This is a genomic window from Flavobacterium sp., from assembly GCF_044341185.1.
Classification (GTDB): domain Bacteria; phylum Bacteroidota; class Bacteroidia; order Flavobacteriales; family Flavobacteriaceae; genus Flavobacterium.
Genome location: NZ_JBIISE010000002.1, coordinates 22234 through 48095 on the forward strand (window position 1 = coordinate 22234; position 25862 = coordinate 48095).

Sequence of the window (25862 nt, forward strand, 5' to 3'; positions counted from 1 at the left end):
ATGATTTCTTTTACCTATTTAAGAATTAGAAAAATCAATTTATAAGTTTTTCAAGAGTTGATTTCATTAATTCAATTTAAAATTAATTTGCATTCTTTCCAATCCTTCCAACAAATCTTTTGAAATATTAATTTTTAGTTTTCTACTAGGCATTTCTAACTTGTTTTTTATAATAGTTTCTTCAATTTCTTCCATTTGATTTTCTATTATTATTTCCGCATTATTTTCTGCCTCATCCTCTATTTCTATAAGATTTTCATCTTGAATTTCGTCATCAATTTCAATCTCTCGTTTTACAAATCGTTTCACTTTTTCTAATTCTAACAATTCGAATGTTACATTAAAATCCCCTTGATGATATGAGAAAAGTTCATTTAATTTTGAAATTAATTGTTCTTTTAACTCTTCAACAGGTAACTGAATGGTTAATTTTTTTGCAAAATCTGGCAAAACATCTTGTAAACTCTGAAGATGTGTAAAATTAATTCTTGGTTCTGATTTTTTTCCGGTTTCTTTATTTGCCCAACCTTCTTTCACGAAAATTTTAACAAATACAAACTGATTTGCAACCAAATAATGACGGAATTTCAAATATTCTTCATTAAAAATTCGGAATTCAAAACTTTCTTCGTATCCTTCAATATTAAACGTTGCCCAACCTTTATTTTGTTGCGTAGTGCGATGTTGTACATTGGATACAATTCCTCCAAATGATAGATTTTTACCAACTAAAAGCTCCAAATTATGTAATGCTTGCAACTTAGTATTGCAGAAATATTTCATTTCAAATTTATAATCGTCTAGCGGATGCCCTGAAATGTAAATTCCAACTACTTCTTTTTCTCGAGATAATTTTTCTAAGGTATTCCATTCTTCACAAGGCGGCACAATTGGTTCGGCAATTTGTACGTCAGATGCATCACCAAATAAGCTTACTTGAGAAGAGTTTTCGTTTTCTTGAAATTTCGCACCAAAACGAATGGCTTTTTCCAAAAAGGTACTATTATCGCCATCCGTATGAAAATATTGTGCACGATGTGTGTCCCCAAATTCATCAAAACCACCAGCTAATGCTAAATTTTCGAAAGCTTTTTTATTGGCTGCACGCAAATCTATTCGTTTTGCTAAATCGAAAATAGACTTGTAACGGCCTTCTCTTCGTACTTCGACTATTGTTTTTACTGCGTTTTCTCCAACTCCTTTAATTGCTCCCATTCCGAATCGAATAGCATTATTATCATTTACGGTAAACTTATAGAATGATTCATTGACATCTGGACCTAAAACTTCTAAGCCCATTCGCTTGCATTCTTCCATAAAAAAAGAAACCGATTTGATGTCATTCATATTATTAGAAAGCACCGCCGCCATATATTCTGCAGGATAATGTGCTTTTAAATAGGCGGTTTGATAAGCAATCCAAGCATAACAAGTAGAATGCGATTTGTTGAATGCATAACTTGCAAACGCTTCCCAGTCTTTCCAAATTTTTTCTAATATTTTAGCGTCGTGTCCTTTTTCTTCAGCTTGCGCGATGAATTTAGGCTTCATTTTATCCAAGACCGGCTTGTCTTTTTTACCCATTGCTTTACGAAGCACGTCGGCATCACCTTTTGTAAAACCTGCTAATGATTGTGACAAAAGCATTACTTGCTCTTGATATACAGTAATTCCGTAGGTTTCTGCTAAATATTCTTCACAGGCATCTAAGTCATATGCAATGGGTTCTAACCCGTTTTTTCTTCGAACGAAAGAAGGAATATATTCTAACGGACCTGGTCGATATAATGCATTCATGGCAATTAAATCTCCAAAAACCGTTGGTTTTAAATCTTTCAAATACTTTTGCATTCCTGGCGATTCGTACTGAAATATTCCTACCGTTTCACCACGTTGGAATAATTCGTATGTTTTTTTATCGTCAATAGGAAATGCATCGGGATCTAAATCGATATTTCGCTTATATTTCACGAGTTTAACCGTGTCTTTAATAAGTGTTAACGTTTTTAAACCTAAAAAGTCCATTTTTAATAAACCCGCACTTTCAGCTACGGCGTTATCAAACTGGGTAACATATAAATCTGAATCTTTTGCTGTAGTTACGGGAACGAAATTGGTAATATCATCTGGCGTAATAATTACACCACAAGCGTGAATTCCTGTATTTCGAAGCGACCCTTCTAATATTTTTGCTTGTTGAATCGTCTCTCCAGAAAGTTCGCCTTGATTGGCTATCTCGATTAATTCTTTTACGCGGTCAAATTCATCTGAACGAACGGCTTTTTTAACCTCTTCTTCTTTTTCGGATAAAAATCGTGCTAAATTCCATTTTCCAGGCATCATAGCTGGAATTAATTTTGCAATTCTATCCGCTTCGAATAAAGGCAAATCTAAAACTCGAGCGGTATCTCGAATAGCGGATTTCGTAGCCATTTTTCCATACGTGATAATTTGTGCCACTTGATTGGAACCATATTTTTTTATTACGTAATCCATTACTCGACCTCTTCCTTCATCGTCAAAATCAATATCAATATCGGGCATCGACACACGGTCTGGATTTAAAAAACGCTCAAAAAGCAGGTTGTACAACAACGGATCAATATTCGTAATCCACAAACAGTAAGCTACCACTGAACCCGCAGCAGAACCCCTACCTGGACCAACCGAAACATCCATTTTTCGGGCTTCGGCGATAAAATCTTGTACAATTAAAAAATAGCCAGGATAACCTGAATTACTAATTGTTAAGAGTTCGAAATCAATACGTTCTTTAATTGCATCTGTGATTTCACCATAACGTTTTTTAGCGCCTTCGTAAGTTAAATGTCTTAAATATGCATTTTCACCTCGAACACCTTTATCTTCCAAATCTTCTGGAACTTGAAATTGTTCTGGAATATCAAATTTCGGAAGTAAGACATCTCGCGAAAGCGAATATATTTCAATTTTATCTACAATTTCTTGAACATTACTAATAGCTTCCGGAGTTTGCGGAAATAATTTTTTCATTTCATTTGTTGACTTGAAATAATATTCCTGATTGGGTAATCCAAAACGATATCCACGTCCCCGTCCAATTGGTGTAGCTTGCTTTTCACCCTCTTTTACACATAATAAAATATCGTGTGCGTTGGCGTCTTCTTTATTAATGTAAAAGGTATTGTTTGTTGCAATTAGCTTTACATTATGTTTTTTTGAAAACTGAATTAAGGTAGTATTTACCGCTTTTTCATCCTCTTGATTGTGATTCATTAATTCGATGTACAAATCGTCACCAAATTGGTCTTTCCACCACAATAACGCTTCTTCTGCTTGATTTTCTCCGAGATTCAGAATTTTATTTGGCACTTCACCATATAAACTTCCAGTTAAAACAATAATATCTTCTTTATATTGTTTGATTAATTCTTTATCGATTCGAGGCACATAGTAAAACCCATCTGTATAGGCTTTTGATGACAACTTCGCTAAATTATGATATCCTTTTTTATTCTTAGCTAAGAAAACAACTTGATATCCGTTGTCTTTATTTGATTTGTCTTTATGATTGTTACACACAAAAAACTCGCAACCTACAATTGGTTTAATGATGGTTTCTGTTGGTTGTTCACCAGCCTCAACTAGTTCTTTGTTTTTGGCTTCCGCCGATTTATTATGATTTAGAATTCCACTTACAAATTGAAAAGCACCCATCATATTTCCAATATCTGTAAGGGCAACAGCTGGCATTTTTTGCTTTACTGTATTTTCTATCAATTTAGGGATCGATATGGTAGATTGCAAAACCGAAAACTGCGAATGATTGTGCAAATGCGCAAAGGCAACATCTGAAACATCTTCCAAATTTTCAGGTAAAATTTCAATATCTTTAGGCAGTTGTTGTAACTTTTCTCTTAAAGTAGCTGAAGCCTGTTTTAAATTAACATGTTTTAATCCGATTGGTTTAACAACTGGATTATTAGTTTTGAAAGCTGTATAATATTCTTCAGAAACGGGTAATTCGTTGGAATTAAAATTTCCGCGTTTTACTAATTCTAAAAAACAACGCGTTGTGGCTTCTACATCGGCGGTTGCATTATGAGCTTCTGCAAATTTTTCTTGAAATAAATATTCGTGTAATTCTGTTAATGTAGGCAGCTTAAATTTTCCACCACGACCTCCAGGTAATTTTAATAGTAATGCAGTAGTTTCTGTACAGGTATCTAAAATGGGCATTTTAGTTAAATCGGTAGGTATTCCAAATCGATGAAATTCGCAACCCATAATATTCACATCAAAACCTATATTTTGCCCTACAATATATTTTGATTTTGATAAAGCAATATTAAATTTCTCAAGGATTTCACTTAAACCAAAACCTTCTTGATTAGCTAATTCAGTGGATATTCCGTGAATTCTTTCTGCATCAAATGGAATGTTATATCCTTCTGGTTTTATTATATAATCTTGATGCTCGATAAGATTTCCCATATCGTCATGTAATTGCCAAGCAATTTGCACACAACGAGGCCAGTTGTTAGTGTCTGTTATTGGAGCAGACCAACTTTTAGGTAATCCTGTGGTTTCGGTATCGAAGATTAAATACATAAATTATAAATTCCAAATTAATAAATTCCAAATCTCAAAACTATACTACATTTTAAAAAAGTGAAAGATTTCAAAAATACAATTTATCTTTTTTTAAGGCAATTTTAGTTATTAACAAAAACAAAAAACCACTCCTAAATGAAGTGGTAATTAGAAGTATATGTTAAAAGATTTTATAAAATAGGTACTTTATAAAAAATCCCTTTATTAAAATTCACAACTGTTCCTTGTTCGTCAACTGCATTAAATTTAAACGTTCCTGAATACAAGTTGCCTTCAATTTTTTCAATTTCAACTTCTCCATTACTTTTTGACACATTTAAAACAGTAACTTTAGCATTGCCATTACCACCATTAATAGTTATCAAATCTCCTGGTTCATATCCTACTCCTCTACTTGCAATAGTTGCTCCGGTTACGGCACCTGAACTATTGGTTTGAATTTTTAAGGTTAAACCGTTTCCTGAGCCCCCAGTTGTAGTTACATTGTTACCGTTTAATGCCGCATAACCTGTACCTGGAACAGTTACTCCTTGTAATTTAAAAACAGGCCCTTCAATTAATGCTGTTTCAAAGTATAATAATGATTGCTGATTGCTATATGAATACGTTGCATTTACACCTTGATTGGTTGTTCCTAAATAATGTGTACCAACTGCATTGGGCACCGTTATTGTAACCATCTCATTATCTTTATATGCATTTATTGTAATCGTTCCACCTGGATTTGTAGTGATTTTTGTATCCGAAGCACGCCATGCAATATTATCTTTTTCACCTAAAAATGCTGGTAAATTAGTTTTAATATCATTTTCACACGACACTAGTAGAATGACAAGGGCAACAATTTGAACTATTTTTTTCATTATACGTTTATTAAATAAGGAATTACAAATATATATTTTATTTTAATATTATTGATATTTGAAACAAAAAATCCGCCTTTAAAAAGACGGATTTTTTTAATTATTTTTTAAATTAACAACTTCTTGTTCCGTTAATACTCTCCAATTTCCTCTTGGTAAATTCTTTTTAGTTAATCCTGCAAACACTACTCGATCTAATTTAATTACGTTATATTTTAAGTGTTCAAAAATATTTCGAACCACTTTAACATTAGATGTTTTCATTTTTACACCAATTTCACTTTTAGCTTCTCCGTCAATATAAGTTACTTCTTCTACATATACTTTATGTCCTTCAATAGTAATACCGCTTTGAATTTTTTCTAAATCTTCGTATTTTAAATTCTTATCTAAAGAAACTTGATAAATTTTAGAAGAACGTTGATTTGGTGTTGTAAATTTTCTAACCATATCTGGATCATTAGTAAACAATAATAATCCTGTTGTAGTTTTATCCATTCTTCCGACTGGCTCTAATCGAACATTTGAAGGCGACTTGATTAACTGTAACACGTTGTTTGCGCCTTGGTCGTTCTTTTCAGTAGAAAAATTCTTAGGTTTGTTTAAAAGTATGTATTCTTTTTTCTCAGGTGTAATGTTCACGCCGTCAAAATTAACGACATCGGTTAGTTTTACTTTATGTCCCATTTCTGTTACCACTTCACCGTTTACTTTTACGTTTCCGCTTTGAATATAAATGTCCGCATCTCTACGACTACAAACTCCTGAATTTGCTACATATTTATTTAATCTGATTTCATCTTTATCAGATTTAATTTTAACCACTTGTTGTTTTGGCTTGTCTGTTCTATTGAACTTTGGAGCAGGTTTGTTTTCTGAATAAAAAGATTTTCCTGATTCGTTTTTCTTAAAATCTGGTTTTTTACTTTCCGAAACTTTACCGCTTCTTTTGGCTCCTGACGATTTTCTCATGCTTTTATTTTTTGCAAAGATAGTCAATTTAAGTGAGAAGTACGAAATTGGCAGTTAGAAGCCGATAAGCTATGGAATTAATAGTAATTTTTGACCGTTTTCAATAACATCTGGCTTAATTAATATGATACAAATTACACCAGCTAATAAAATTATTTTCAGTAAAAAATGAAGTTTAATATAATCCACTTTTCCTTCCGACTTCCATAATTTTATTATAAAAATTAGTAGCAAAATATAACTTGAGTAAAAGTAAATGTCCATATAGCCTACATCGAAAACATTAATTAGAAAATATACAGGAACGATTGTACAAAATAGTAATAATGAAATAATTTTTTTAGCAAAATTTTCCCCGAAATTAACGGGTATGGTTTGATAATTATTAGATAAATCGCCTTCAATGTTTTCTAAATCTTTAATCATTTCACGAATTAATATGATTAGAAATAAAAATGTTGCGTGGGCAAAAATTACTTGATAAAAGTTTTTGAAATACAATAAAATTCCGAAAAAGGGCAAAACAGCTAATAAAGATGCTGAAATATTACCAATTAATAGTATTTTTTTTAGCTTATGCGAATAAAGAAAAATAATAAAAATATAAACCGAAAAAAATAAAGCCGCTCGCCAAGAAACAATAAAACCAAATAAAGCAGAGAAGAAATTTAAAGTAAAATAAACTTGTAGTTGGGTTTTCTGACTGACTAATCTATCTAAATACGATTTTTTGGGACGATTGATGATGTCCTTTTTGGCATCGTAAAAATTATTAATAATATACCCCGAAGCAATAGCAAAAGTAGACGCCATCACTAATAAAAATAATCTCCAATCTAAAATAATGTCTAACGCTCTTCTTTCTGGAGCTAAAATAAAAATAGCAGATAAATATTGTGCTAAAGCGATTACAAATACATTGTACCCACGAGCCACAGAAAAGAAACTGAAGATTTTAGTAAGTACTAATTTAGAGTTGCGACTTAGCATTTGGGTAAAAGGTGTTGGGTGTTGGGTGTTGGGTGTTGGGTTTTTCTACTTAAACCTTATACCCTAATCCTCATACCTATTTTAAAACTGATAAACCATTTCTAATTTATAATCTTTTAAAGACTTTTTAGCTTTTTCAAAATCTTGCGTGAAACCTAAAATATAGCCGCCACCACCAGAACCACACAATTTTAAATAGTAATCGTTAGTTTCAATTCCGTTTTGCCAAATTTGGTGAAATTGTTCCGGAATCATTGGTTTAAAATTACTTAAAACTACTTTAGATAATTCTTTTGTGTTTTTAAATAACGATTTCATATCGCCTTGTAAGAAGTTTTCCACACAAGAATCGGTATATTTTATAAACTGAGATTTTAGCATGTTTCTAAAACCTTGGTCTTTTAAATTTTCCATAAATATATTTACCATCGGAGCCGTTTCTCCAACAATTCCTGAATCTAATAAGAAAACTGCGCCTTTTCCTGTAGCCGATTGACTTGGAATTCCAGCTGCTTCAATATTATCTTTTGAATTGATAAGGATTGGCAAACTTAAGTAACTATTTAATGGATCTAAACCAGAGCTTTTTCCGTGAAAAAAAGACTCCATATTAGAAAAAATTGATTTTAATTGTAATAATTTTTCTCTAGTTAGGTTTTCTAAAACGGTAATTTTATTTGCAGCGTATTTATCGTAAATAGCGGCTACTAAGGCGCCACTACTTCCTACTCCATACCCTTGAGGGATACTAGAATCAAAATACATTCCGTTATTTACATCGTTTTGCAACAACTCAATATTAAACGTTACTAAATCTGGTTGTTCCGATTGTAATTGCTTTAAATAAGTTACGAATTTAACCAAACTTTGATTTGATTTTTTTGCTTCATTTGTCGGATTTTCATCTGACTTCAGCGCACCTTTGTAAAAATTATATGGTATAGAAAGTCCTTTGGAATCTTGGATAATTCCATATTCTCCGAAAAGTAATATTTTTGAGTAAAAAAGTGGTCCTTTCATAATTTATTGTTCAGTTTACAATATTTAGTAATCAGATGTTTGAGTAAAGATATAAAAATTATTTCAAATCTTGTGCACCATTCCCAATTTCATCACAAATATACTGACCATTTTGACAATAGCCAACTAATTCGTCCTGAATAAATTGCAATACTTTTTCTTTTACATTTTTAGGATACAAAACGTGCACATTGGCACCTGCATCTAACGTAAAACAAACCGGAGTTTGCGTATCGCTTCTAAACTTCCAAATTTTATTAATAATTTCTAATGTATTGGGTTTCATTAAAATAAAATAAGGCATCGAAGTCATCATCATAGCGTGTAACGTCAGTGCTTCGCTTTCTACCAAACTCATAAATTCGGTTACATTTCCTGTTTCTAATAACGTAACAATTTTAGCAATATTATGATGTGCTTGTTCGAAACGCTGTTCGGCAAAAGGATGGTTGTGCATTAAATTATGTCCAACTGTACTTGAAACTTGTTTTTCGCCTTTATCTACTAATAAAATGGTGTCTTGAAAATTATGAAAATTCGGATGAATATTTTCAAATGCAACTCCAAATAAGTCGGAGCTATTTTTTATGGTTTCGTTTTTTCCCCACCCAACTACTTTGCCAATTATACTTCTGCAAGCACTTCCTGAGCCTAATCGGGCTAAAAAAGAAGCTTTTGCATAAAAATAATCATCGGAAATTTCAGGTTTTAACGCCTTTTCTAAACTCATAATATTCATGGCAAGCGCTGCCATTCCTGAAGCAGAAGACGCTATTCCTGAACTATGCGGAAAAGTATTTTGGGTATTAATTGTAAAATGATATTCTTTTAAATACGGGCAATATTTATAAATTCTTTCGAAAAAATTTTGAATTTTAGGTTTAAAATCTTCTTTTGACTTTCCTTCAAATAACAAATCGAATGAAAAATTAACTTTTTCAACTTTAGAAGAAATCGTAACCGATGTAATGGTTTTGCAATTTTTCAGCGTAAAACTAATCGACGGATTGGCTGGGATTTGATCACCGTTTTCTTTTTTTCCCCAATATTTCACCAAAGCAATATTACTTGGCGCACTCCACGAAAAAGATGCCGCTTCTATTGAATTATAATTTGAAATAATGAAGTCTAAATCAGAATACATAAAAAATATTTTTTACAAAGATAGAAAAGGAAGTTAAAACTTAGTTGTCAGATGTCAGAAGTTTTAAATATATTTGAATAAAATTATGAAAATGAAAAAGTATTTAAGAATATCGTATTGCATAATTATTTGTTTGACTGTAGGCTTTTTCTCAGGAAAAATTACACAATCGTCTATAACCACTTGGTATCCTACTCTAATAAAACCTATATTTAATCCTCCAAATTGGGTTTTTGCCCCTGTTTGGACTTTGTTATACATTTTTATGGGAATTGCTGCAGGATTAGTTTGGAATGAAATTGAAAATAAACCTAAAGAAGTTAAAATAGCGTTACAATATTTTATTTTTCAATTGGGGTTAAATGCGTTATGGTCTTACCTATTTTTTGGGTTGCAAAATCTACTATTAGCCTCAATTGAAATTATTTTATTGCTTTTGGTTATGTTAGAATGTTACAAATTATTTAAGCCGATAAACGTAACTGCAGCAAAATTATTCATTCCTTATATTGTTTGGGTTTCTTTTGCAACACTATTGACTTTTAGTATTTTTTATTTAAATTAAATATTTTCGGCAACGATAAAACCGCTTGTCCAAGCATTTTGAAAATTGAAGCCACCAGTTATAGCATCAATATTTACCACTTCGCCAGCAAAATAGACTTTTGGTAAAATTTTACTTTGCATCGTTTTAAAATTAATTTCTTTTAAATCGATACCGCCAGCGGTTACAAATTCTTCTTTAAAAGTGCTTTTACCGTTAACCTGAAATTCAGCTTGGGTTAACTGATTGGCTAAGCTATTAATTTGCTTATTGGTTACCTCAGCCCATTTATAATCTAAAGCAATATCTGAAGCGGTTACGATATTTTCCCACAATCGTTTTGGAAAATCAAACGGACAAAATTTGCCAATTAGTTTTTTATTATTTTCTTCTTTAATTTCTTTTAATTGTTCGATGGCTTCCTCAAAAGACATCTCATCTAACCAATTTACAAGCAGGGCAAAACAATATTTTTTATCAAACAATTCTCGTGCACCCCAGGCGGAAAGTCTCAATATTCCAGGTCCTGAAAGTCCCCAATGTGTAATTAATAATGGCCCCGAAGATGCTAATTTTGAGTTTTTTATTTTAATGCTGGCTTGCGCCGAAAGCCCCATTAAATCTTTAATTCTTTTATCGGTAATATTGAATGTAAATAAGGAAGGAATGGGTTCGACAATTTGATGGCCCATTTGATGCATCATTTCCCAAATTTTAGGATTACTTCCTGTTGCGACTACAATTTTATCTGCAACAAAAACATCGTGTTGGGTTTCAATTTTCCATTGTTCGCCCTTATTAAAATATAAAGACTGCACACTTTGTGAGGTAAAAACTTTAATGCCTAATTTCTTTACTTCTTTTTCAAAACAGTCAATTATGGTTTGAGAATCATCTGTAATTGGGAACATTCTTCCGTCTTCTTCAATTTTTAATTCGACACCTCTTTTTTCGAACCAATCTATCGTATCACCAGAACAAAATTGCGAAAAAGGCCCTTTTAATTCTTTTTCACCACGCGGATAAAATTTGACCAAATCGTTCGGTACAAAACACGCGTGCGTGACATTACAACGTCCACCACCAGAAATTTTAACCTTAGTTAAGCATTCCTTCCCTCTTTCCAGAATGGCTACACTAAGTTGCGGATGTTTCTCTGCAATATTAATAGCTGCGAAGAAACCGGCTGCGCCACCGCCTATAATTATGATGTTGTATGATTGCATTTGAAGTTATCTTTATTTTCCTATTAAAGGTAAGAATAATTACTTGTTAATTTTAGATTTTTCAGACCTGACAGGTTTTTAAAACCTGTCAGGTCTGAAAATAGTTACAACGTCTCTTTCAACCATTTAAAAAATTCACTTTGCCAAACTAAAGCATTTTGAGGTTGTAACACCCAATGATTTTCATCTGGAAATAGTAAAAATTTACTTTTTATTCCTTTTAATTGTGCCGCTTGAAAAGCTTCTTGTCCTTGACCTATTGGCACACGGTAATCTTTTCCACCTTGAATAATTAAAATCGGGGTATTCCAATTGTTTACCAACTTAATTGGATTGAATTCGTTATATGTTTTCTGTGCGATTTTATTGTCTTTTTCCCAATAGGCGCCGCCCGAATCCCAATTCGTAAAGAACACTTCTTCTGTAGTTCCGTACATACTTTCTGTATTGAAAATGCCGCAATGCGAAATAAATGTTTTGAAACGATTTTTATGAATTCCAGCTAATTGAAATACCGAATAGCCGCCATAACTCGCGCCAACAGCACCAATTCTGGTTTTATCTACATACGATTCTTTTGAAATATCATCAATGGCTGATAAATAATCGTCCATTACTTGTCCGCCCCAATCTCCTGAAATTTGTTCGTTCCATTGAACACCATGACCTGGCATACCTCTTCTATTTGGCGCCACTACAATATATCCTTGTGAGGCCATAAGTTGAAAATTCCAACGGAAAGAATAATATTGCGTTAAAGCACTTTGTGGACCGCCTTGACAGTATAAAAGTGTTGGATATTTTTTTGTTTTATCAAAATTTGGAGGTAAAATTACCCAAACCAACATTTTTTTGCCATCAGTTGTGTTAACCCATCGTTTTTCGGAAGTGCAGGTTGCAATTTTCGAATAAAATTCGTCATTTACATGTGTAATTTGTTTCCAAGATTTCTTTTTTAAATCGTACGAAAACACTTCTGTTGCACTATTATGCGTGGTTTTTGTAACTAAAACAGAATTTCCTGAAAATCCAATGATGCTATTTACATCAAAATCGCCATCAGTAAGTTGTGTTACAACAGGAAACATTTTAGTTAACCCAACATGATTTACTTCAAAAAGTTGTTTTGTTCCTAACACAGGTGCAATAAAATAGACTTTATTTCCTTCTTTTGCCCATACAAAACTATCAACAGTTCCGTCCCAATTAGCAGTTAAATTGACATCAAATCCTTGAACTCTTACGATAATGTCATTTTTATCTGCTTCAAAACCATCGCGTTTCATTTGCAACCAACTTAGTTCGCCTCGAGGTGAAAAGGTTGGATGTGTATCATAACCTAAATTTTTCTCCGTAAGATTTTTTGTGGTTTTTGTTGCTACATCGTACTCGTATAAATCGGTATTTGTACTTGTTGCGTAGGCTGTTCCTGCTTTTTTCTTACATACATAAATGATTTTATTTCCATCTGGTGACCAAACATAATCTTCATCACCACCAAAAGGTTTTTGAGGTGCATCATAAGGTTCATTTGGCATAATATCAATAGGCCCAAGTATTTTTTCGTTTGGTTTACCAAGTAATCCTACAAACAAATGATTGTGCGTGCCATTATTCCAAGTATCCCAATGACGATAATCTAAACCTTCATACACTTGTGCTGATGTTTTTGTCAAACTTGGATATATATCAGATCCTAAAATTTTTTCAACTTTTACTTGTTGCACACTTATGTATTCTTGTCCGTTTGGCGAAATACTTTTATCTGCAACTAAGCCATCAATTTTATCTAAAGTAACCGGATTTCCTCCTCCAACAGGAACAGAATAATATTTAGAAACTAGTTTATTTTCTTGAATATTTGGTGTGCCCACTTTGTAAATTAGCGACTTTCCGTCTTTAGAAATCCCTATTGGTGTGACTCTGCCTAATTGCCATAACTTTTCTGGCGTCATTATTTGTTGCGCATTTGAACTCATACTTAGTACACTGAAAATGAGAAAAATATATTTTTTCATACTGTTAAAATTTAAAACGAGGTTAAAAGTAGCACTTTTTTGAAAAAATATAACTATTTTCACGGTCTAAAATAAAAATGAAAAATGAAAAACAATAAACTCTTTATATTAATTATCATTTCGCTTATTATTGGAGTTGGCTTAGGTGGAATTGTGCATTATCAGTTTCCTGAAGCCATTGACACCTTCTCAAAAAATATAAAATTACTTGGAACCATTTTCATACGATTGGTTCAAATGATAATTGCACCCTTAGTTTTTTCTACTTTAGTAGTTGGAATTGCCAAAATGGGCGACATGAAAATGGTTGGCCGCGTGGGTGGAAAAGCGATGGCTTGGTTTATTTCTGCTTCCTTAATTTCCTTGTTATTAGGAATGGTTTTAGTGAATTTTTTCGAACCAGGAAAAGGAACAACAATTAAATTAGATGACGCTTCCAGTGCTTCTGAATTGTTAGAAAACTCAAAAGGATTTTCATTAGAAGAATTTGTAAAACATGTTATTCCAAAAAGTTTATTTGAAGCTTTAGCTACTAACGAAATCTTACAAATTGTAATTTTTTCTATTTTATTTGGTGTGGCTTTAGCGGCATTTAGTAAAAAAGAAGCGAAACCCATTCTTAAATTATTAGATTCGGTTTCGCATGTGATTTTAAAAATGGTTTCTTTTATTATGTGGACGGCGCCATTAGGCGTTTTAGGTGCTGTGGCAAGTGCGATTGCGAAACATGGTTTTGAAGTATTTACACTTTACGCCAAGTATTTAGGCGCTTTTTTAGTGGGTATCGTTTCACTTTGGGTGATATTATTACTAGTTGGCTATCTTATTCTAGGAAAACGTTTATTTGTATTGTTACAACGTATTAAAAGTCCTTTATTAATTGCCTTTTCTACCACAAGTTCTGAAGCTGTTTTTCCAAAAATGGTAGAAGAGTTAGAACGTTTTGGATGCCAACCAAAAATTGTATCCTTCACTTTGCCGCTAGGGTATTCTTTTAACCTTGATGGAAGTATGATGTACATGACATTTGCCAGTATTTTTATTGCGCAAGTATATGGTATAGAAATGAGTTTACCTGAACAACTTACCATGCTTTTAGTTTTAATGCTAACAAGTAAAGGCGTAGCGGGTGTGCCAAGAGCCTCGTTAATTGTAGTAGTGGCTACTTGTGCTATGTTTGGCATACCACCAGAAGGAATTGCTTTGATTTTGCCAATTGACCATTTTTGCGATATGGCAAGAAGTATGACGAACGTGTTAGGAAACGCGCTTTCTACAGCGGCAATTGACAAATGGGAATCTAAACACGAAGCCTCAGAAATCGAGAGTTAATACTAATTCTTGCTAAAAAATAAAATTGAAACCCATGAAAATCATCATAGACCTACTTGAAAAATTAAAATTAAACGTAGTATTACAAGCCCAAGAAATTGATAAAGAATTTACATGGACCCAGCTTTTTAATCCCGAATTTTACATTAACTTAGAATTAGGTGGCGTTCCTATTGGAATTTATATGGTTTTGTTTATTGTATTTGCCGAAACCGGTTTGTTTATAGGATTTTTTCTTCCTGGAGATAGTTTATTGTTTTTATCTGGAATTTATTGTGAAGCATTGGCGCAACCTTTAACTTTTTTACCTCAAGGCTACTCGCCTGTTTTTGTGATTGCCACATTAATTGCACTTTCTGGAATAATTGGTAATGTTTTTGGCTATTGGTTTGGTTCGGTGTACGGAAAAAATTTATATCAAAAAAAGGATGGTTTTTTCTTTAAGAAAAAGTATTTAGAACACTCCGAAAGCTTCTTTCAAAAGCATGGTGGAATTGCTATAGTTTTTGCAAGATTTTTACCCATTGTAAGAACTTTTGTACCTATTATTGCTGGAATTGTACACATGAAAAAAAGCAAATTTATGTTGTATAATATTTTAAGTTCTATTTTATGGTCGTTTATTTTGGTGTATGCAGGCCATTATTTATACGGCTTGTTTTTAGAAAAATTTGATATTGATTTAAAACATCATATCGAAAAAATTATTCTAATTTTAGTAGCCGTTACCACATTTCCTTTAGTAATGAAAGCCATTAAAGCAAGAAAATTAGGGAAAGTAGATGGGTCTGGTGATGAGTAAATGATAAATCATACTAAAATAAGTTTCCGTGTTATTAGAATTTTAAGCAAAACTGTTAGCGCTATTCGAGTTTTATAAAAGGTTTTCAAAATCAGCGATATACTTCTTCGACAGTCTTTTACACCAATGTACTAATTTGATGCATTACCATAAATATCATTATAGAAAACTAAAACCTTCCTTAAAACAAATACTGAAACAAGAATAGAACAAGCGACAACCATCATTAAAAGTCTAAAGTTTCTTGAATTTTGGTAAAAATTATAAATCGAATCATTTGATAATGCTTTATTTTTCTTAATTTCTTTAACAGAAAAGAACAAAAGAATAATTAAAATTACAATATAAAAATAATCCATAATTTAAAGTTTATCTATTATATATCCGATAGTATAGATTTGCTATTCGTACATATATTATAACTCACAAATTTAATCAAAAAACTAAGACTTTTTATATTTTTTGTTTTTTTACTCAATATTTTAATTATAAGCACAAATGTTAAATCCTTACTACCCATTACTTCGACAGGAATCGATTAGAACATCTTTTTTATTCTCAATATTTTCAATACTTTTACAACAAATACCTGTATTACTAACAATTGAAATATAATATGCAACTGAGCTATTGGGAAATAAAAAATTGGTTCTCCAACGTGGATTTCACCATAGTAGGTAGCGGAATTGTAGGGTTACATACCGCGATTCGGTTAAGAGAACGGTTTCCAAAAGCCAAAATTATACTTTTAGAAAAAGGGGCTTTACCTCAAGGTGCCAGTACTAAAAATGCTGGTTTTGCTTGTTTTGGAAGTGTTTCCGAAATTATTGACGATTTAAAAACACATACCGAAGAAGAAGTTATACAATTGATTCAAAAAAGATATGCTGGTTTACAACTGCTTCGTAACAACTTAGGTGATGCAGCCATTGATTATCAACCTTTAGGCGGTTACGAATTGTTTCTGAAAGAAGACGAAGCGTTTTATAGTGATTGCGTTTCCAAAATTCCTTTTATAAACGACATTGTTAGTCCATTATTCAAATCCGATGTGTATACTAAAGTAAATGATAGTTTTAAATTTAAAAATACGTTTGAACATTTGATTTTTAATGCTTTTGAAGGTCAAATTGACACTGGAAATATGATGCAAACCTTATTAAAAAAAGCCGCATTACACGATATTTTAATTCTAAACCATCAAACGGTTTCTGATTATCAAGAAACAAATAATAATGTGGAGGTGGTTACCAATGAAGTTACTTTTAAAACCAAAAAACTGATTTTCACTACAAATGGTTTTGCTTCCGAATTAACCAAAAACGAAGTCAAACCTGCAAGAGCGCAAGTTTTAATTACAAAACCAATTGAGAATTTACACATCAAAGGTACTTTTCATTTAGACCAAGGCTATTATTACTTCCGAAATATAAATAATAGAGTACTTTTTGGCGGTGGGAGAAACTTAGATTTTGAAGGAGAAACCACTACTTCATTAGAAACTACTGAAAAAATTCAAAATCGCTTGGAAGATTTGTTAAAAAATGTAATTTTGCCTGATACCCCTTTTGAAATTGAGCATAGTTGGAGTGGTATTATGGGTATCGGAAATTCTAAAAACCCAATTATAAAACAACTAAGCAACCATATCTATTGCGGCGTTAGAATGGGCGGAATGGGCGTTGCTATAGGAAGTTTAATTGGAAAAGAAGTAGCAGATTTAGTATAAAATGGCGGCAATAAAAGCAACAATAAAACCAAAAAGCACTGGAAAAAAAGGATTTTTCAGCCATATAATGCGTTTCTTTTGGAAACTAGTTATTTGGTTCAATATTATTAGTTTGTTTTTTGTGGTACTTTATAAATTTGTACCCGTGCCTTACACGCCACTTATGGTAATTCGATATTTTGAAAATAAATCTGCAGGGAAAAACATTGAAACCAAACATCATTGGGTACCCATAGAAGACATTTCTAAAAACCTACAAAAAGCGGTTATTGCCAGTGAAGACGGTAGGTTTTTTGAACACAATGGCCTGGATTTTTCTGCGATGCGAAAAGCTGCAGTAGGAAATTTTAAAGGCAAAAAACTAAAAGGTGGAAGTACTATAACACAACAAACTGCAAAAAATGTTTTCCTTTGGCAAGGAAGAAGTTATTTCCGAAAAGCATTAGAAGCTTATTACACCGTATTAATTGAATTAGTTTGGGGCAAGCAACGCATACTTGAAGTCTACCTAAACAGTATTGAAATGGGCGATGGTATTTATGGTGCTGAAGCCGCTACACAACATTGGTACAAAAGAGATTGCAAAAGTTTAACACGAATGCAAGCCGCCGGAATTGCAGCAATTTTACCAAACCCAAGAAGATTTAGTCCAAATGGTTCTGCCTACATTAGTCGAAAACAAAGCAAAATTGCCCGCTATATTTTAATGACAAAATTAAAATATTAATAAAAAACTAATATGAAAACAGTCTTAATAACTGGTGCTGGTGGAGGAATTGGCAAACAAACTGCATTATATTTCGCTAAAAATAACTGGACCGTTATTGCTACGTTACTTCATCCTTCTGAAGGCGAAGATTTTAAAGATATTTCTACTATTTTTTGTTATGAAATGGATGTAACATCCACTGAAAGCATTGCATCGGCTACTAAAATTATTTTAGATAATCATCCGAAAATTGATACGATTATTAATAATGCAGGAATGGGCTACAGAAGTTTTGTAGAACTATCAGAAGACAAAAAAATTGATACGATTGTAAATGTAAATTGGCTAGGGGTTGTAAAAGTATGTAGGGCATTTATTCCAACATTTAGACAACAAAAATATGGACAATTTATAAATATTACTTCTGTTGCTGGATTAGTAAATTTGCCACTTGGAAACTTTTATCATTCGACCAAACAAGCAGTAGAAAGTTTTTCCGAATGTATGGCATATGAACTGGTAGATTTTAATATAAGTGTAGCAACGGTACAATTTGGTAATGCACCAACTTCGTTTCAAAAGAACGTGACCAAATGTGAAGCAACAGAAATTTTTTCTTACAATAAATTAATGGATAAAATTTCGAAATTGCTTTTGGATAAATCAGGTAAAAACGAAGATTTACCCCAACAAATTGTTGAAAAATTATTTAAAATTGCCGAAAAACCAAATAAAAATTTCAGAAGATACACCATAGGTTTTGATGCCAATATAATGCGGATTTTAAGACGTGTATTTGGCTATAAAATATTTAACTATATCATTAGAAAATTTACTTTAAATAAATAAAAAAGCGACTTTCAAAACCATAAAAATCGCCTTTTTGATATTTTAAATTACAAATTAAAATTTACACCTAAAACTATATTTCTTCCCATATTATAAATTCCATCTGTTTTTAAACGAGACAAATGGGCTACATATTGTTTATTTAATAAATTGGTAGCTGTTAGATACAAATTAAATGTAGCTTTTTTCAACTGGATATCAGTTCCAATTCCTGATGAAAGCAATAGATAATCGTTGGTTTTAGTTTCAAAATTTCCAATTCTATTTTGATTGAAAGTATAATTCGCTTGCAAGAAAACAAAACTATTTTTAATATTTTTAGTTATATCAAAATTCGCTCTAAAATTATTTTTCCATTGATTTGCAGGGATTAAAGGCAAATTCAAATTGTTTTCTAATTCGCCAATTACCATTTCGTAGCTACTGGTCATATGCAACCAATCTATTTCGTGTAAATGGAAATGAATTCCTGTTTCTCCACCATATAATACGGCGTTATTTTGCAAATAATCATATACGAAATTAGTATCAATAGTACTTCCGTTTGGTGAAATATAAATATAGTTATTAATGTTGTTATAAAATCCATTCACAAAAAAATCAAAGTGTTCCGAGTTATAATCGACATTTAAATCGACTTGAAAATTTTGTTCGTTTTTTAAGTTTGAATTACCAATTTCGTATCGATTACTTCCTTCGTGTACTCCATTTGATGAAAGTTCGGATAAGTTAGGTGCTCTAAAACCTGTTGAGAAATTTACTCTTGAAGTAATATTATCCGTAACATTTGTTTTAAAACCTAAAGACGCATTGATGCTTTCATAATTTTTATCTAATTTTTGAAAAGCGCCTTCTGTTCCATTTTCTCCAAATTCTTCAATATTTACTTTTCTGAAATCATAACGAACACCAAATTGTAAGAGATTCTTATTGAATTTATATTGCGAAGTTCCAAAGAAACCAATATCAGCAATTTTTGCATTTGGAATCAATCGTTTTTCTCCAAAATTTCTGTTTTCTTGATTCATTCCTTGAAAACCAATTATCGATTCAAATTTTCCGAAATCAGGTAAATAATAACGAACATTGTAATTAAAAGTCTTCAATTTCATAAAAAGTGCCGTTTCGTCTTCACTTTCCAATTCTTTTCTATCATTAAACACGTAACCAGCCGTTGCTTCTAATTTTGAATTTTTAAAATATAATTTCTGGTTAAAACTCAACAAATGATTTTCAATTTTCTGACTTGGAAATAAAGGCGTTCTAAAACCAATACTTTCTAAATTTTCTTCGGGTAAACCCAAATTCAAATCGTTATAATTATATCTTAAATCGGCAACATAACGAGAGGTTACATAGGACGTTCCTAATTTAAAGTCCTTTTCAATAAATCGCGTATTCAAAACCCTTTCACCATTTGGAAGTTTGTAATCGGCGTGTGCAGAATAATTATTTTGAACTAAAAACTTAAATTTATCTACAGAATTTTTAAAGGTTACCGAACTATTTATGCCTTGTGTGTTACTATTTACAACTTGATTTACAGCAAATTCTGTTTTGTTATTGGCAGCATATTTTTCTGGATTAAAATACAAAACACCGCCCATAGCATCTGAACCATATAATAAAGAAGCGGGTCCTTTTATAATTTCTACACTTTCTTGTCCGTTTGCATTTAAACCTAAACCGTGTTCTTCACCAAATTGTTGATTTTCTAATCGGATACCTTGTGCATATGTCAAAACTCGGTTTCCACTTAACCCTCTAATTACAGGTTTTCCTATTGAAATTCCAGTTGAAACAACATTTACTCCTGGGTTAGTAGCCAATGCATCCGATAAATTTATGACACCCATATTTTGTATTTGTTTTAAATTAATATGGTCAATTTTTACCGCATTTTCGTTTTGTGTGGTATTAAAAACAGAAGAAATTAAAATTTCATCGATATGATGGACTTCTTTTTCTAAAACAATATCTAAATTTATTTGCGCTAATTTTTCGATTAAAATTGTTTGCGATTTAATTTCGAATTTTTCTTTTTTGAAAATTAAAGTCCTTTTTCCGATAGGCAAATTTTTTATTTCAAATTGTCCGTATTCATTAGATTTTGTTTGAATTGTAGCATCTAAAATTGAAATTTCAACATTAGATATAGGTTCGTTATTTTGGTTTTTAATTGTTCCTGAAATAGCATTTTGGGCAAAGCCCAAAGAGGTAAAGCCCATCAATATGATGAGAAAAATATATTTTTTCATTTGTATACGTTTAAATTTTATTAAAATAAAAGCTGTGAGAGATATATAACATTCTTACCACAGATTTAAATGATTAAAAAGATTTTGAAAAATCCGTGTTAATCAGTGGAATCAGTGGCAGCTATATTTATTCGATTCTGACCCGAGCTTGCGAATTGACGAAGTAAACAAGTTCAGAATGACAAAAACTTAAACTAAAGGCGGACCTCGATAGGAAAAATATAAAAATCCATTTTCTTTTACGAAGGATTCGTAAACAAAAGAATAGTGAAAGGTATGATTGGGATTAATAAAATCAAAAGTAAAAACAGCTTCTGCTAAAAAGGCTGCAAATTCAAAATCACAAACCGGACAATCGTTATGGTTTCCTTTTGAAAAATGAATTTTAGAAGAGCTTTCTTGAGTAATCTCATTTTGAAAATGATGCGCTTCATCTGTAAAAATATGTAACGACTGATAGCATATGGCAAAAAGTATTGCCAATGCCATCAGTACGTTATATTTTACATATTTTTTTTGCATTACACCAATTTATTCGCCACTAAATATTCGGCTATTTGTACGGTATTTGTTGCGGCACCTTTTCGTAAATTATCAGCAACAATCCACATATTCAATGTGTTTGGTTGGCTTTCATCTCTACGAATACGACCTACAAATACATCATCTTTACCTTCAGCGTAAAACGGCATTGGATACGTAAATGTATCTAAATTATCTTGAACCGTAATTCCTGGTGTATTGTGTAAAAGGGTACGAACTTCATTTACATCAAAATCTGAATAAAATTCCACGTTAACCGCTTCACTATGTCCGCCAACTACTGGAATTCTTACCGCAGTAGCCGTAACACCAATTGTTTTATCGTTTAAGATTTTTTGTGTTTCACGAACCAATTTCATTTCTTCTTTCGTGTAATCGTTCTCTTCAAACAGATCACATTGAGGAATCGCATTTCTATGAATTTGGTATTTATAAGCCATTTCGCCTTTAACACCAGCATATTCATTTTCTAATTGTTGCACACCTTTTACTCCTGTTCCAGTAATAGATTGATAAGTAGAAACAATAATTCGTTTGATTTTATATTTTTTATGTAAAGGTGCTAAAGCCATTACCAATTGAATCGTAGAACAATTTGCATTTGGAATAATCTTGTCGGCTGCAGTTAAAATATCCGCATTAATTTCTGGAACAACTAACTTCTTAGTTTCATCCATTCTCCAAGCCGAAGAATTATCAATAACTGTTGTACCGGCAGCAGCAAATTTTGGCGCCCAAGCTAAAGAAGTTTCTCCACCAGCAGAAAACAAAGCAATATCAGCTTTCATATCTACTGCAGTTTGTAAACTGACAACTTTATATGTTTTCCCGTTAAATTCAATTTCTTTACCTACAGATTTTTCTGAGGCAACAGGAATTAATTCCGTTACCGGAAAATTTCTTTCTTTTAATATTTGAAGCATTACTTCTCCCACCATTCCAGTGGCTCCAACTACGGCTACTTTCATTTATTTACATTTATTTACATTTATTTACATTTATTTTTTTAACACTGCAAAAGTATAAAACTTATTGCAAATAATTTTTATATAAAAAGGTATTAATCATAAAAAAAACTGCCCGTAAGCAGTTTTTAAAAATTTTATTTTACTAACGAATCTAATAACGTTACTAATTCAGGTGACGAAGGCCTTGGTGCATCTGCATTTACAATTTTTCCTTCTGGACTAATGATAATAAATCTTGGAATTCCATTGATTTTATAGCCTTGTACGAAATCAGATTTCCAATCTTTATCAGCTAATAATTGAATACCTCCTAAGTTTTTTTCAGTAACAAACTTGCTCCATTTGTCGTGATTTTTTTGCTCATCAACTGAAATACTTACAAATTCGATATTTTTACCGTGATAAGCCGCTTCTGTTTTTTGTAAAAAAGGAATTTCTTGACGACAAGGTCCGCACCAAGTTGCCCATACATCTACATATACATATTTTCCTTTTAAATCTTCTAAAGACGTAAAACCACCTTTATGATTTTCATATTTAAAAGTTGGTGAAGCCGTTCCGTTTAATTTTTTTAATTCAAAACCTGCAGAAAGATAATCAATCATACCTTTCATACCTTTTTCAACATCTCCTTTATATTTAGCTACAAAACCAGCGTCTAAATCTTTAGGTAATGCTGCAAAAACAGTTTCTTTATATTTGGCCACTTCCGCAGTTAAAGTTTCTAAATTTTCTGCTTTCATCATAGGTTCAAAAGCAGTTTGATCTGCTTGTTTTAGCATTTCAGCAGCTAAAAACGAGTTTTCTTTTGCTCCTTTTCCTTTAAAAGAAATGGTATTGTCAAAATCTTTATAATCTAAAGAAACTTGTATATCTGAAGAATTTGTTAAATATAAATCTGCATATTGCTCATCAACTTCAAGTTTAAACATCCCATCTGTTACTTTGAAAGTTGCATTAAAATCGCCTTTTTTATCTGCCACAATCATTTGGCTAAAACCTCTTGATTTTACATATATGGTATCTGTTGGTTTATTTACAATTTTAGCTGAAAATTTAACTTGAGCACTGGCTGTTAAAGAAAAAAAACCTGCTACTACGCTTAATAAAAATGTTTTGTGGTTTGTCATTTTGAAAAATTTAATTTATAAAGTGTAAATATAACAGAATAAAAAAAATAAAATACAAAAATTTGTTAAGATTATTAATTGTTAAACTAAAATAAAATTTAAAATTATTATACTTTTGCAAAAAACAAATAACAATGTATAGAAGTCATAATTGTGGTGAACTTAATGCTACACATATTAATCAAGAAGTTACCTTAGCGGGTTGGGTTCAAAAAACACGTGATAAAGGTTTTATGATTTGGATTGATTTGCGTGATCGATATGGAATTACGCAATTAATTTTAGACGAAACCAGAACGAATAAAGCCATTTTTGAAGCTGCAAAATCTTTAGGTCGTGAATTTGTGATTCAAGTAAAAGGAACTGTAATTGAAAGAGAATCTAAAAATAAAAATATTCCAACGGGTGACATTGAAATTTTAGTTTCTGAAATGACTATCTTGAATGAATCATTAACACCTCCATTTACCATTGAAGATGAAACGGACGGTGGTGAAGATATTCGAATGAAATACCGTTATTTAGATATTCGTAGAAATCCTGTAAAAAACAGTTTATTATTCCGTCATAAAGTAGCGCAAGAAGTAAGAAATTATTTATCTAATCAAGGATTTTGTGAAGTAGAAACACCTTATTTAATAAAATCTACTCCAGAAGGCGCTCGAGATTTCGTAGTACCAAGTAGAATGAATGAAGGTCAATTTTATGCCCTGCCACAATCGCCACAAACCTTCAAACAGTTATTGATGGTAGGTGGAATGGATAAATATTTTCAAATAGTAAAATGTTTCCGTGATGAAGATTTACGTGCTGATAGACAACCTGAATTTACACAAATTGACTGCGAAATGGCCTTCGTAGAACAAGAAGATATTTTAAATCAATTTGAAGGATTAACCCGTCATTTACTTAAAGAAGTAAAAGGTGTTGAAATAGATAAATTCCCTCGTATTACTTACGATTATGCTATGAAAACGTATGGAAATGACAAACCAGATATTCGTTTTGGAATGGAATTTGGCGAGTTAAACGAAGTAACCAAACATAAAGATTTTCCTGTATTTAATGCCGCAGAATTTGTAGTTGGTATCGCCGCACCAGGTTGTGCAGCTTTCACCAGAAAAGAAATCGACGCCCTAATTGATTGGGTAAAACGCCCTCAAATTGGGGCAACAGGAATGATTTACTGTAAATATGAATTAGACGGAAGCTTAAAATCATCTGTAGATAAGTTTTTTGATCAAGATGATTTAAAAAAATGGGCAGACATTACGGGAGCGAAACCTGGAGATATGATTTTTGTTTTATGTGGAAATACGGATAAAACAAGAACGCAACTTTCTGCTTTGCGTATGGAATTAGCGACACGTTTAGGTTTAAGAAATCCGGATGAATTTGCGCCGCTTTGGGTATTAGATTTTCCATTATTAGAATGGGATGAAGAATCTGAAAGATACCACGCGATGCACCATCCATTTACTTCTCCAAAACCAGAAGATATGCATTTAATCACAACCGAACCTGGTAAAATTAGAGCCAATGCGTATGATATGGTTTTAAACGGAAACGAAATTGGTGGCGGTTCTATTCGTATACACGATAGAAATTTACAAGAACGAATGTTTGAATTATTAGGATTTACTAAAGAAGAAGCAGAAAATCAATTTGGATTTCTAATGAACGCCTTTCAATTTGGCGCACCACCGCACGGCGGATTGGCTTTTGGATTAGACAGATTGGTAGCTATACTTGGCGGTCAAGAAACTATTAGAGATTTTATTGCCTTCCCAAAAAATAATTCTGGAAGAGATGTGATGATTGACGCACCTTCATTAATTGACGAAAAACAATTGGAAGAGTTACAAATAAAATTAAATATTACAAAATAAAAACACAATTTTCTTGCTTGTGTAAAATAAATGTATATATTTGCTCATTATTAATAATTAAATACGCATATAATGCAAACAGGAACAGTAAAATTCTTCAATGAAACTAAAGGTTTTGGTTTCATCACTAACGAAGATACAGGTAAGGACATTTTTGTTCACGCTACAGGAATCAAGGTTGAAAACTTAAACGAAGGAGACCGTGTTAGTTATGAAGAAGAAGAAGGAAGAAAAGGAATTGTAGCAACAAACGTTGTAATATTAAACGATTAATTTATTACCC

General features: G+C 31.9%; 20 protein-coding genes. 8 read left to right on the top strand and 12 right to left on the bottom strand.

Annotated elements, in window-relative coordinates; genetic code table 11:
* Nucleotides 1–66: 66 nt before the first annotated feature.
* The 6 genes from dnaE to mvaD form a co-directional block, all read right to left on the bottom strand.
* A complete protein-coding gene (gene dnaE / locus ACIQZ1_RS00655) occupies nt 67–4590 on the bottom strand; it encodes a DNA polymerase III subunit alpha (RefSeq protein WP_396158081.1) in 4524 nt (1507 codons plus the stop codon).
* Between the two features lie 173 nt (nt 4591–4763).
* Nucleotides 4764–5456: a DUF6252 family protein gene (locus ACIQZ1_RS00660; RefSeq protein WP_396158083.1), complete on the bottom strand. Its 693-nt coding sequence runs from the start codon at nt 5454–5456 to the stop codon at nt 4764–4766.
* Between the two features lie 96 nt (nt 5457–5552).
* On the bottom strand, nt 5553–6428 hold the full coding sequence (locus ACIQZ1_RS00665) for a pseudouridine synthase (RefSeq protein ID WP_396158085.1): 876 nt from the start codon (nt 6426–6428) through the stop codon (nt 5553–5555).
* A gap of 69 nt (nt 6429–6497) precedes the next feature.
* Entirely contained in the window at nt 6498–7418 is a 921-nt protein-coding gene (locus ACIQZ1_RS00670; protein ID WP_396158087.1) for a geranylgeranylglycerol-phosphate geranylgeranyltransferase, read from the bottom strand.
* Nucleotides 7419–7499: 81 nt separating this feature from the next.
* Nucleotides 7500–8438, bottom strand: a complete 939-nt coding sequence (locus ACIQZ1_RS00675; protein WP_396158089.1) for a mevalonate kinase — start codon at nt 8436–8438, stop codon at nt 7500–7502.
* A 58-nt stretch (nt 8439–8496) separates the two neighbouring features.
* Entirely contained in the window at nt 8497–9582 is a 1086-nt protein-coding gene (gene mvaD / locus ACIQZ1_RS00680; RefSeq protein WP_396158091.1) for a diphosphomevalonate decarboxylase, read from the bottom strand.
* 91 nt (nt 9583–9673) lie between these two features.
* Between mvaD and ACIQZ1_RS00685 the strand changes: the two genes are divergently transcribed.
* Nucleotides 9674–10147, top strand: coding sequence for a TspO/MBR family protein (locus ACIQZ1_RS00685; protein ID WP_396158093.1), 474 nt, complete (start codon nt 9674–9676; stop codon nt 10145–10147).
* Here the strand turns inward: ACIQZ1_RS00685 and ACIQZ1_RS00690 are convergent.
* Together ACIQZ1_RS00690 and ACIQZ1_RS00695 are read right to left on the bottom strand one after the other, a co-directional pair.
* Nucleotides 10144–11352, bottom strand: a complete 1209-nt coding sequence (locus ACIQZ1_RS00690; protein ID WP_396158095.1) for an NAD(P)/FAD-dependent oxidoreductase — start codon at nt 11350–11352, stop codon at nt 10144–10146. The genes ACIQZ1_RS00685 and ACIQZ1_RS00690 overlap by 4 nt on opposite strands.
* A 104-nt stretch (nt 11353–11456) precedes the next feature.
* Nucleotides 11457–13370, bottom strand: a complete 1914-nt coding sequence (locus ACIQZ1_RS00695; protein ID WP_396158097.1) for a S9 family peptidase — start codon at nt 13368–13370, stop codon at nt 11457–11459.
* Between the two features lie 84 nt (nt 13371–13454).
* On the opposite strand from ACIQZ1_RS00695, the gene ACIQZ1_RS00700 reads away from it, so the two are divergent.
* The 5 genes from ACIQZ1_RS00700 to ACIQZ1_RS00720 all read left to right on the top strand — a co-directional run bounded on the left by ACIQZ1_RS00700 (nt 13455) and on the right by ACIQZ1_RS00720 (nt 18791).
* Nucleotides 13455–14702: a dicarboxylate/amino acid:cation symporter gene (locus tag ACIQZ1_RS00700; protein WP_396158099.1), complete on the top strand. Its 1248-nt coding sequence runs from the start codon at nt 13455–13457 to the stop codon at nt 14700–14702.
* Nucleotides 14703–14736: 34 nt separating this feature from the next.
* Entirely contained in the window at nt 14737–15504 is a 768-nt protein-coding gene (locus tag ACIQZ1_RS00705) for a DedA family protein (RefSeq protein WP_396158101.1), read from the top strand.
* A 616-nt stretch (nt 15505–16120) separates the two neighbouring features.
* Nucleotides 16121–17233 carry an NAD(P)/FAD-dependent oxidoreductase gene (locus ACIQZ1_RS00710; RefSeq protein ID WP_396158103.1) on the top strand — a complete coding sequence of 371 codons (1113 nt, stop codon included), beginning with the start codon at nt 16121–16123 and terminating at the stop codon, nt 17231–17233.
* Between the two features lies 1 nt (nt 17234).
* The gene (gene mtgA / locus ACIQZ1_RS00715) at nt 17235–17960 is read left to right on the top strand and encodes a monofunctional biosynthetic peptidoglycan transglycosylase (protein WP_396158105.1); all 726 of its coding nucleotides are present in this window, start codon (nt 17235–17237) and stop codon (nt 17958–17960) included.
* A 12-nt stretch (nt 17961–17972) separates the two neighbouring features.
* On the top strand, nt 17973–18791 hold the full coding sequence (locus ACIQZ1_RS00720; RefSeq protein ID WP_396158107.1) for an SDR family NAD(P)-dependent oxidoreductase: 819 nt from the start codon (nt 17973–17975) through the stop codon (nt 18789–18791).
* 47 nt (nt 18792–18838) lie between these two features.
* Here the strand turns inward: ACIQZ1_RS00720 and ACIQZ1_RS00725 are convergent, their stop codons facing one another.
* The 4 genes from ACIQZ1_RS00725 to ACIQZ1_RS00740 form a co-directional block, all read right to left on the bottom strand.
* On the bottom strand, nt 18839–21049 hold the full coding sequence (locus ACIQZ1_RS00725; RefSeq protein WP_396158109.1) for a TonB-dependent receptor domain-containing protein: 2211 nt from the start codon (nt 21047–21049) through the stop codon (nt 18839–18841).
* A 189-nt stretch (nt 21050–21238) separates the two neighbouring features.
* Nucleotides 21239–21571, bottom strand: a complete 333-nt coding sequence (locus ACIQZ1_RS00730; protein ID WP_396158111.1) for a hypothetical protein — start codon at nt 21569–21571, stop codon at nt 21239–21241.
* Complete coding sequence (locus tag ACIQZ1_RS00735; RefSeq protein ID WP_396158113.1) at nt 21571–22560, bottom strand: aspartate-semialdehyde dehydrogenase; 990 nt, start codon at nt 22558–22560, stop codon at nt 21571–21573. Before ACIQZ1_RS00735 ends, ACIQZ1_RS00730 begins: the two co-directional genes overlap by 1 nt.
* A gap of 134 nt (nt 22561–22694) precedes the next feature.
* Nucleotides 22695–23690, bottom strand: a complete 996-nt coding sequence (locus ACIQZ1_RS00740) for a TlpA family protein disulfide reductase (protein WP_396158115.1) — start codon at nt 23688–23690, stop codon at nt 22695–22697.
* A 134-nt stretch (nt 23691–23824) separates the two neighbouring features.
* Here ACIQZ1_RS00740 and aspS point away from each other — a divergent pair, with 134 nt between their 5' ends.
* Both aspS and ACIQZ1_RS00750 read left to right on the top strand, forming a co-directional pair.
* Nucleotides 23825–25579, top strand: coding sequence for an aspartate--tRNA ligase (gene aspS, locus ACIQZ1_RS00745; RefSeq protein ID WP_396158117.1), 1755 nt, complete (start codon nt 23825–23827; stop codon nt 25577–25579).
* A gap of 72 nt (nt 25580–25651) precedes the next feature.
* Nucleotides 25652–25852, top strand: a complete 201-nt coding sequence (locus ACIQZ1_RS00750; RefSeq protein WP_091310371.1) for a cold-shock protein — start codon at nt 25652–25654, stop codon at nt 25850–25852.
* Nucleotides 25853–25862: the final 10 nt, after the last annotated feature.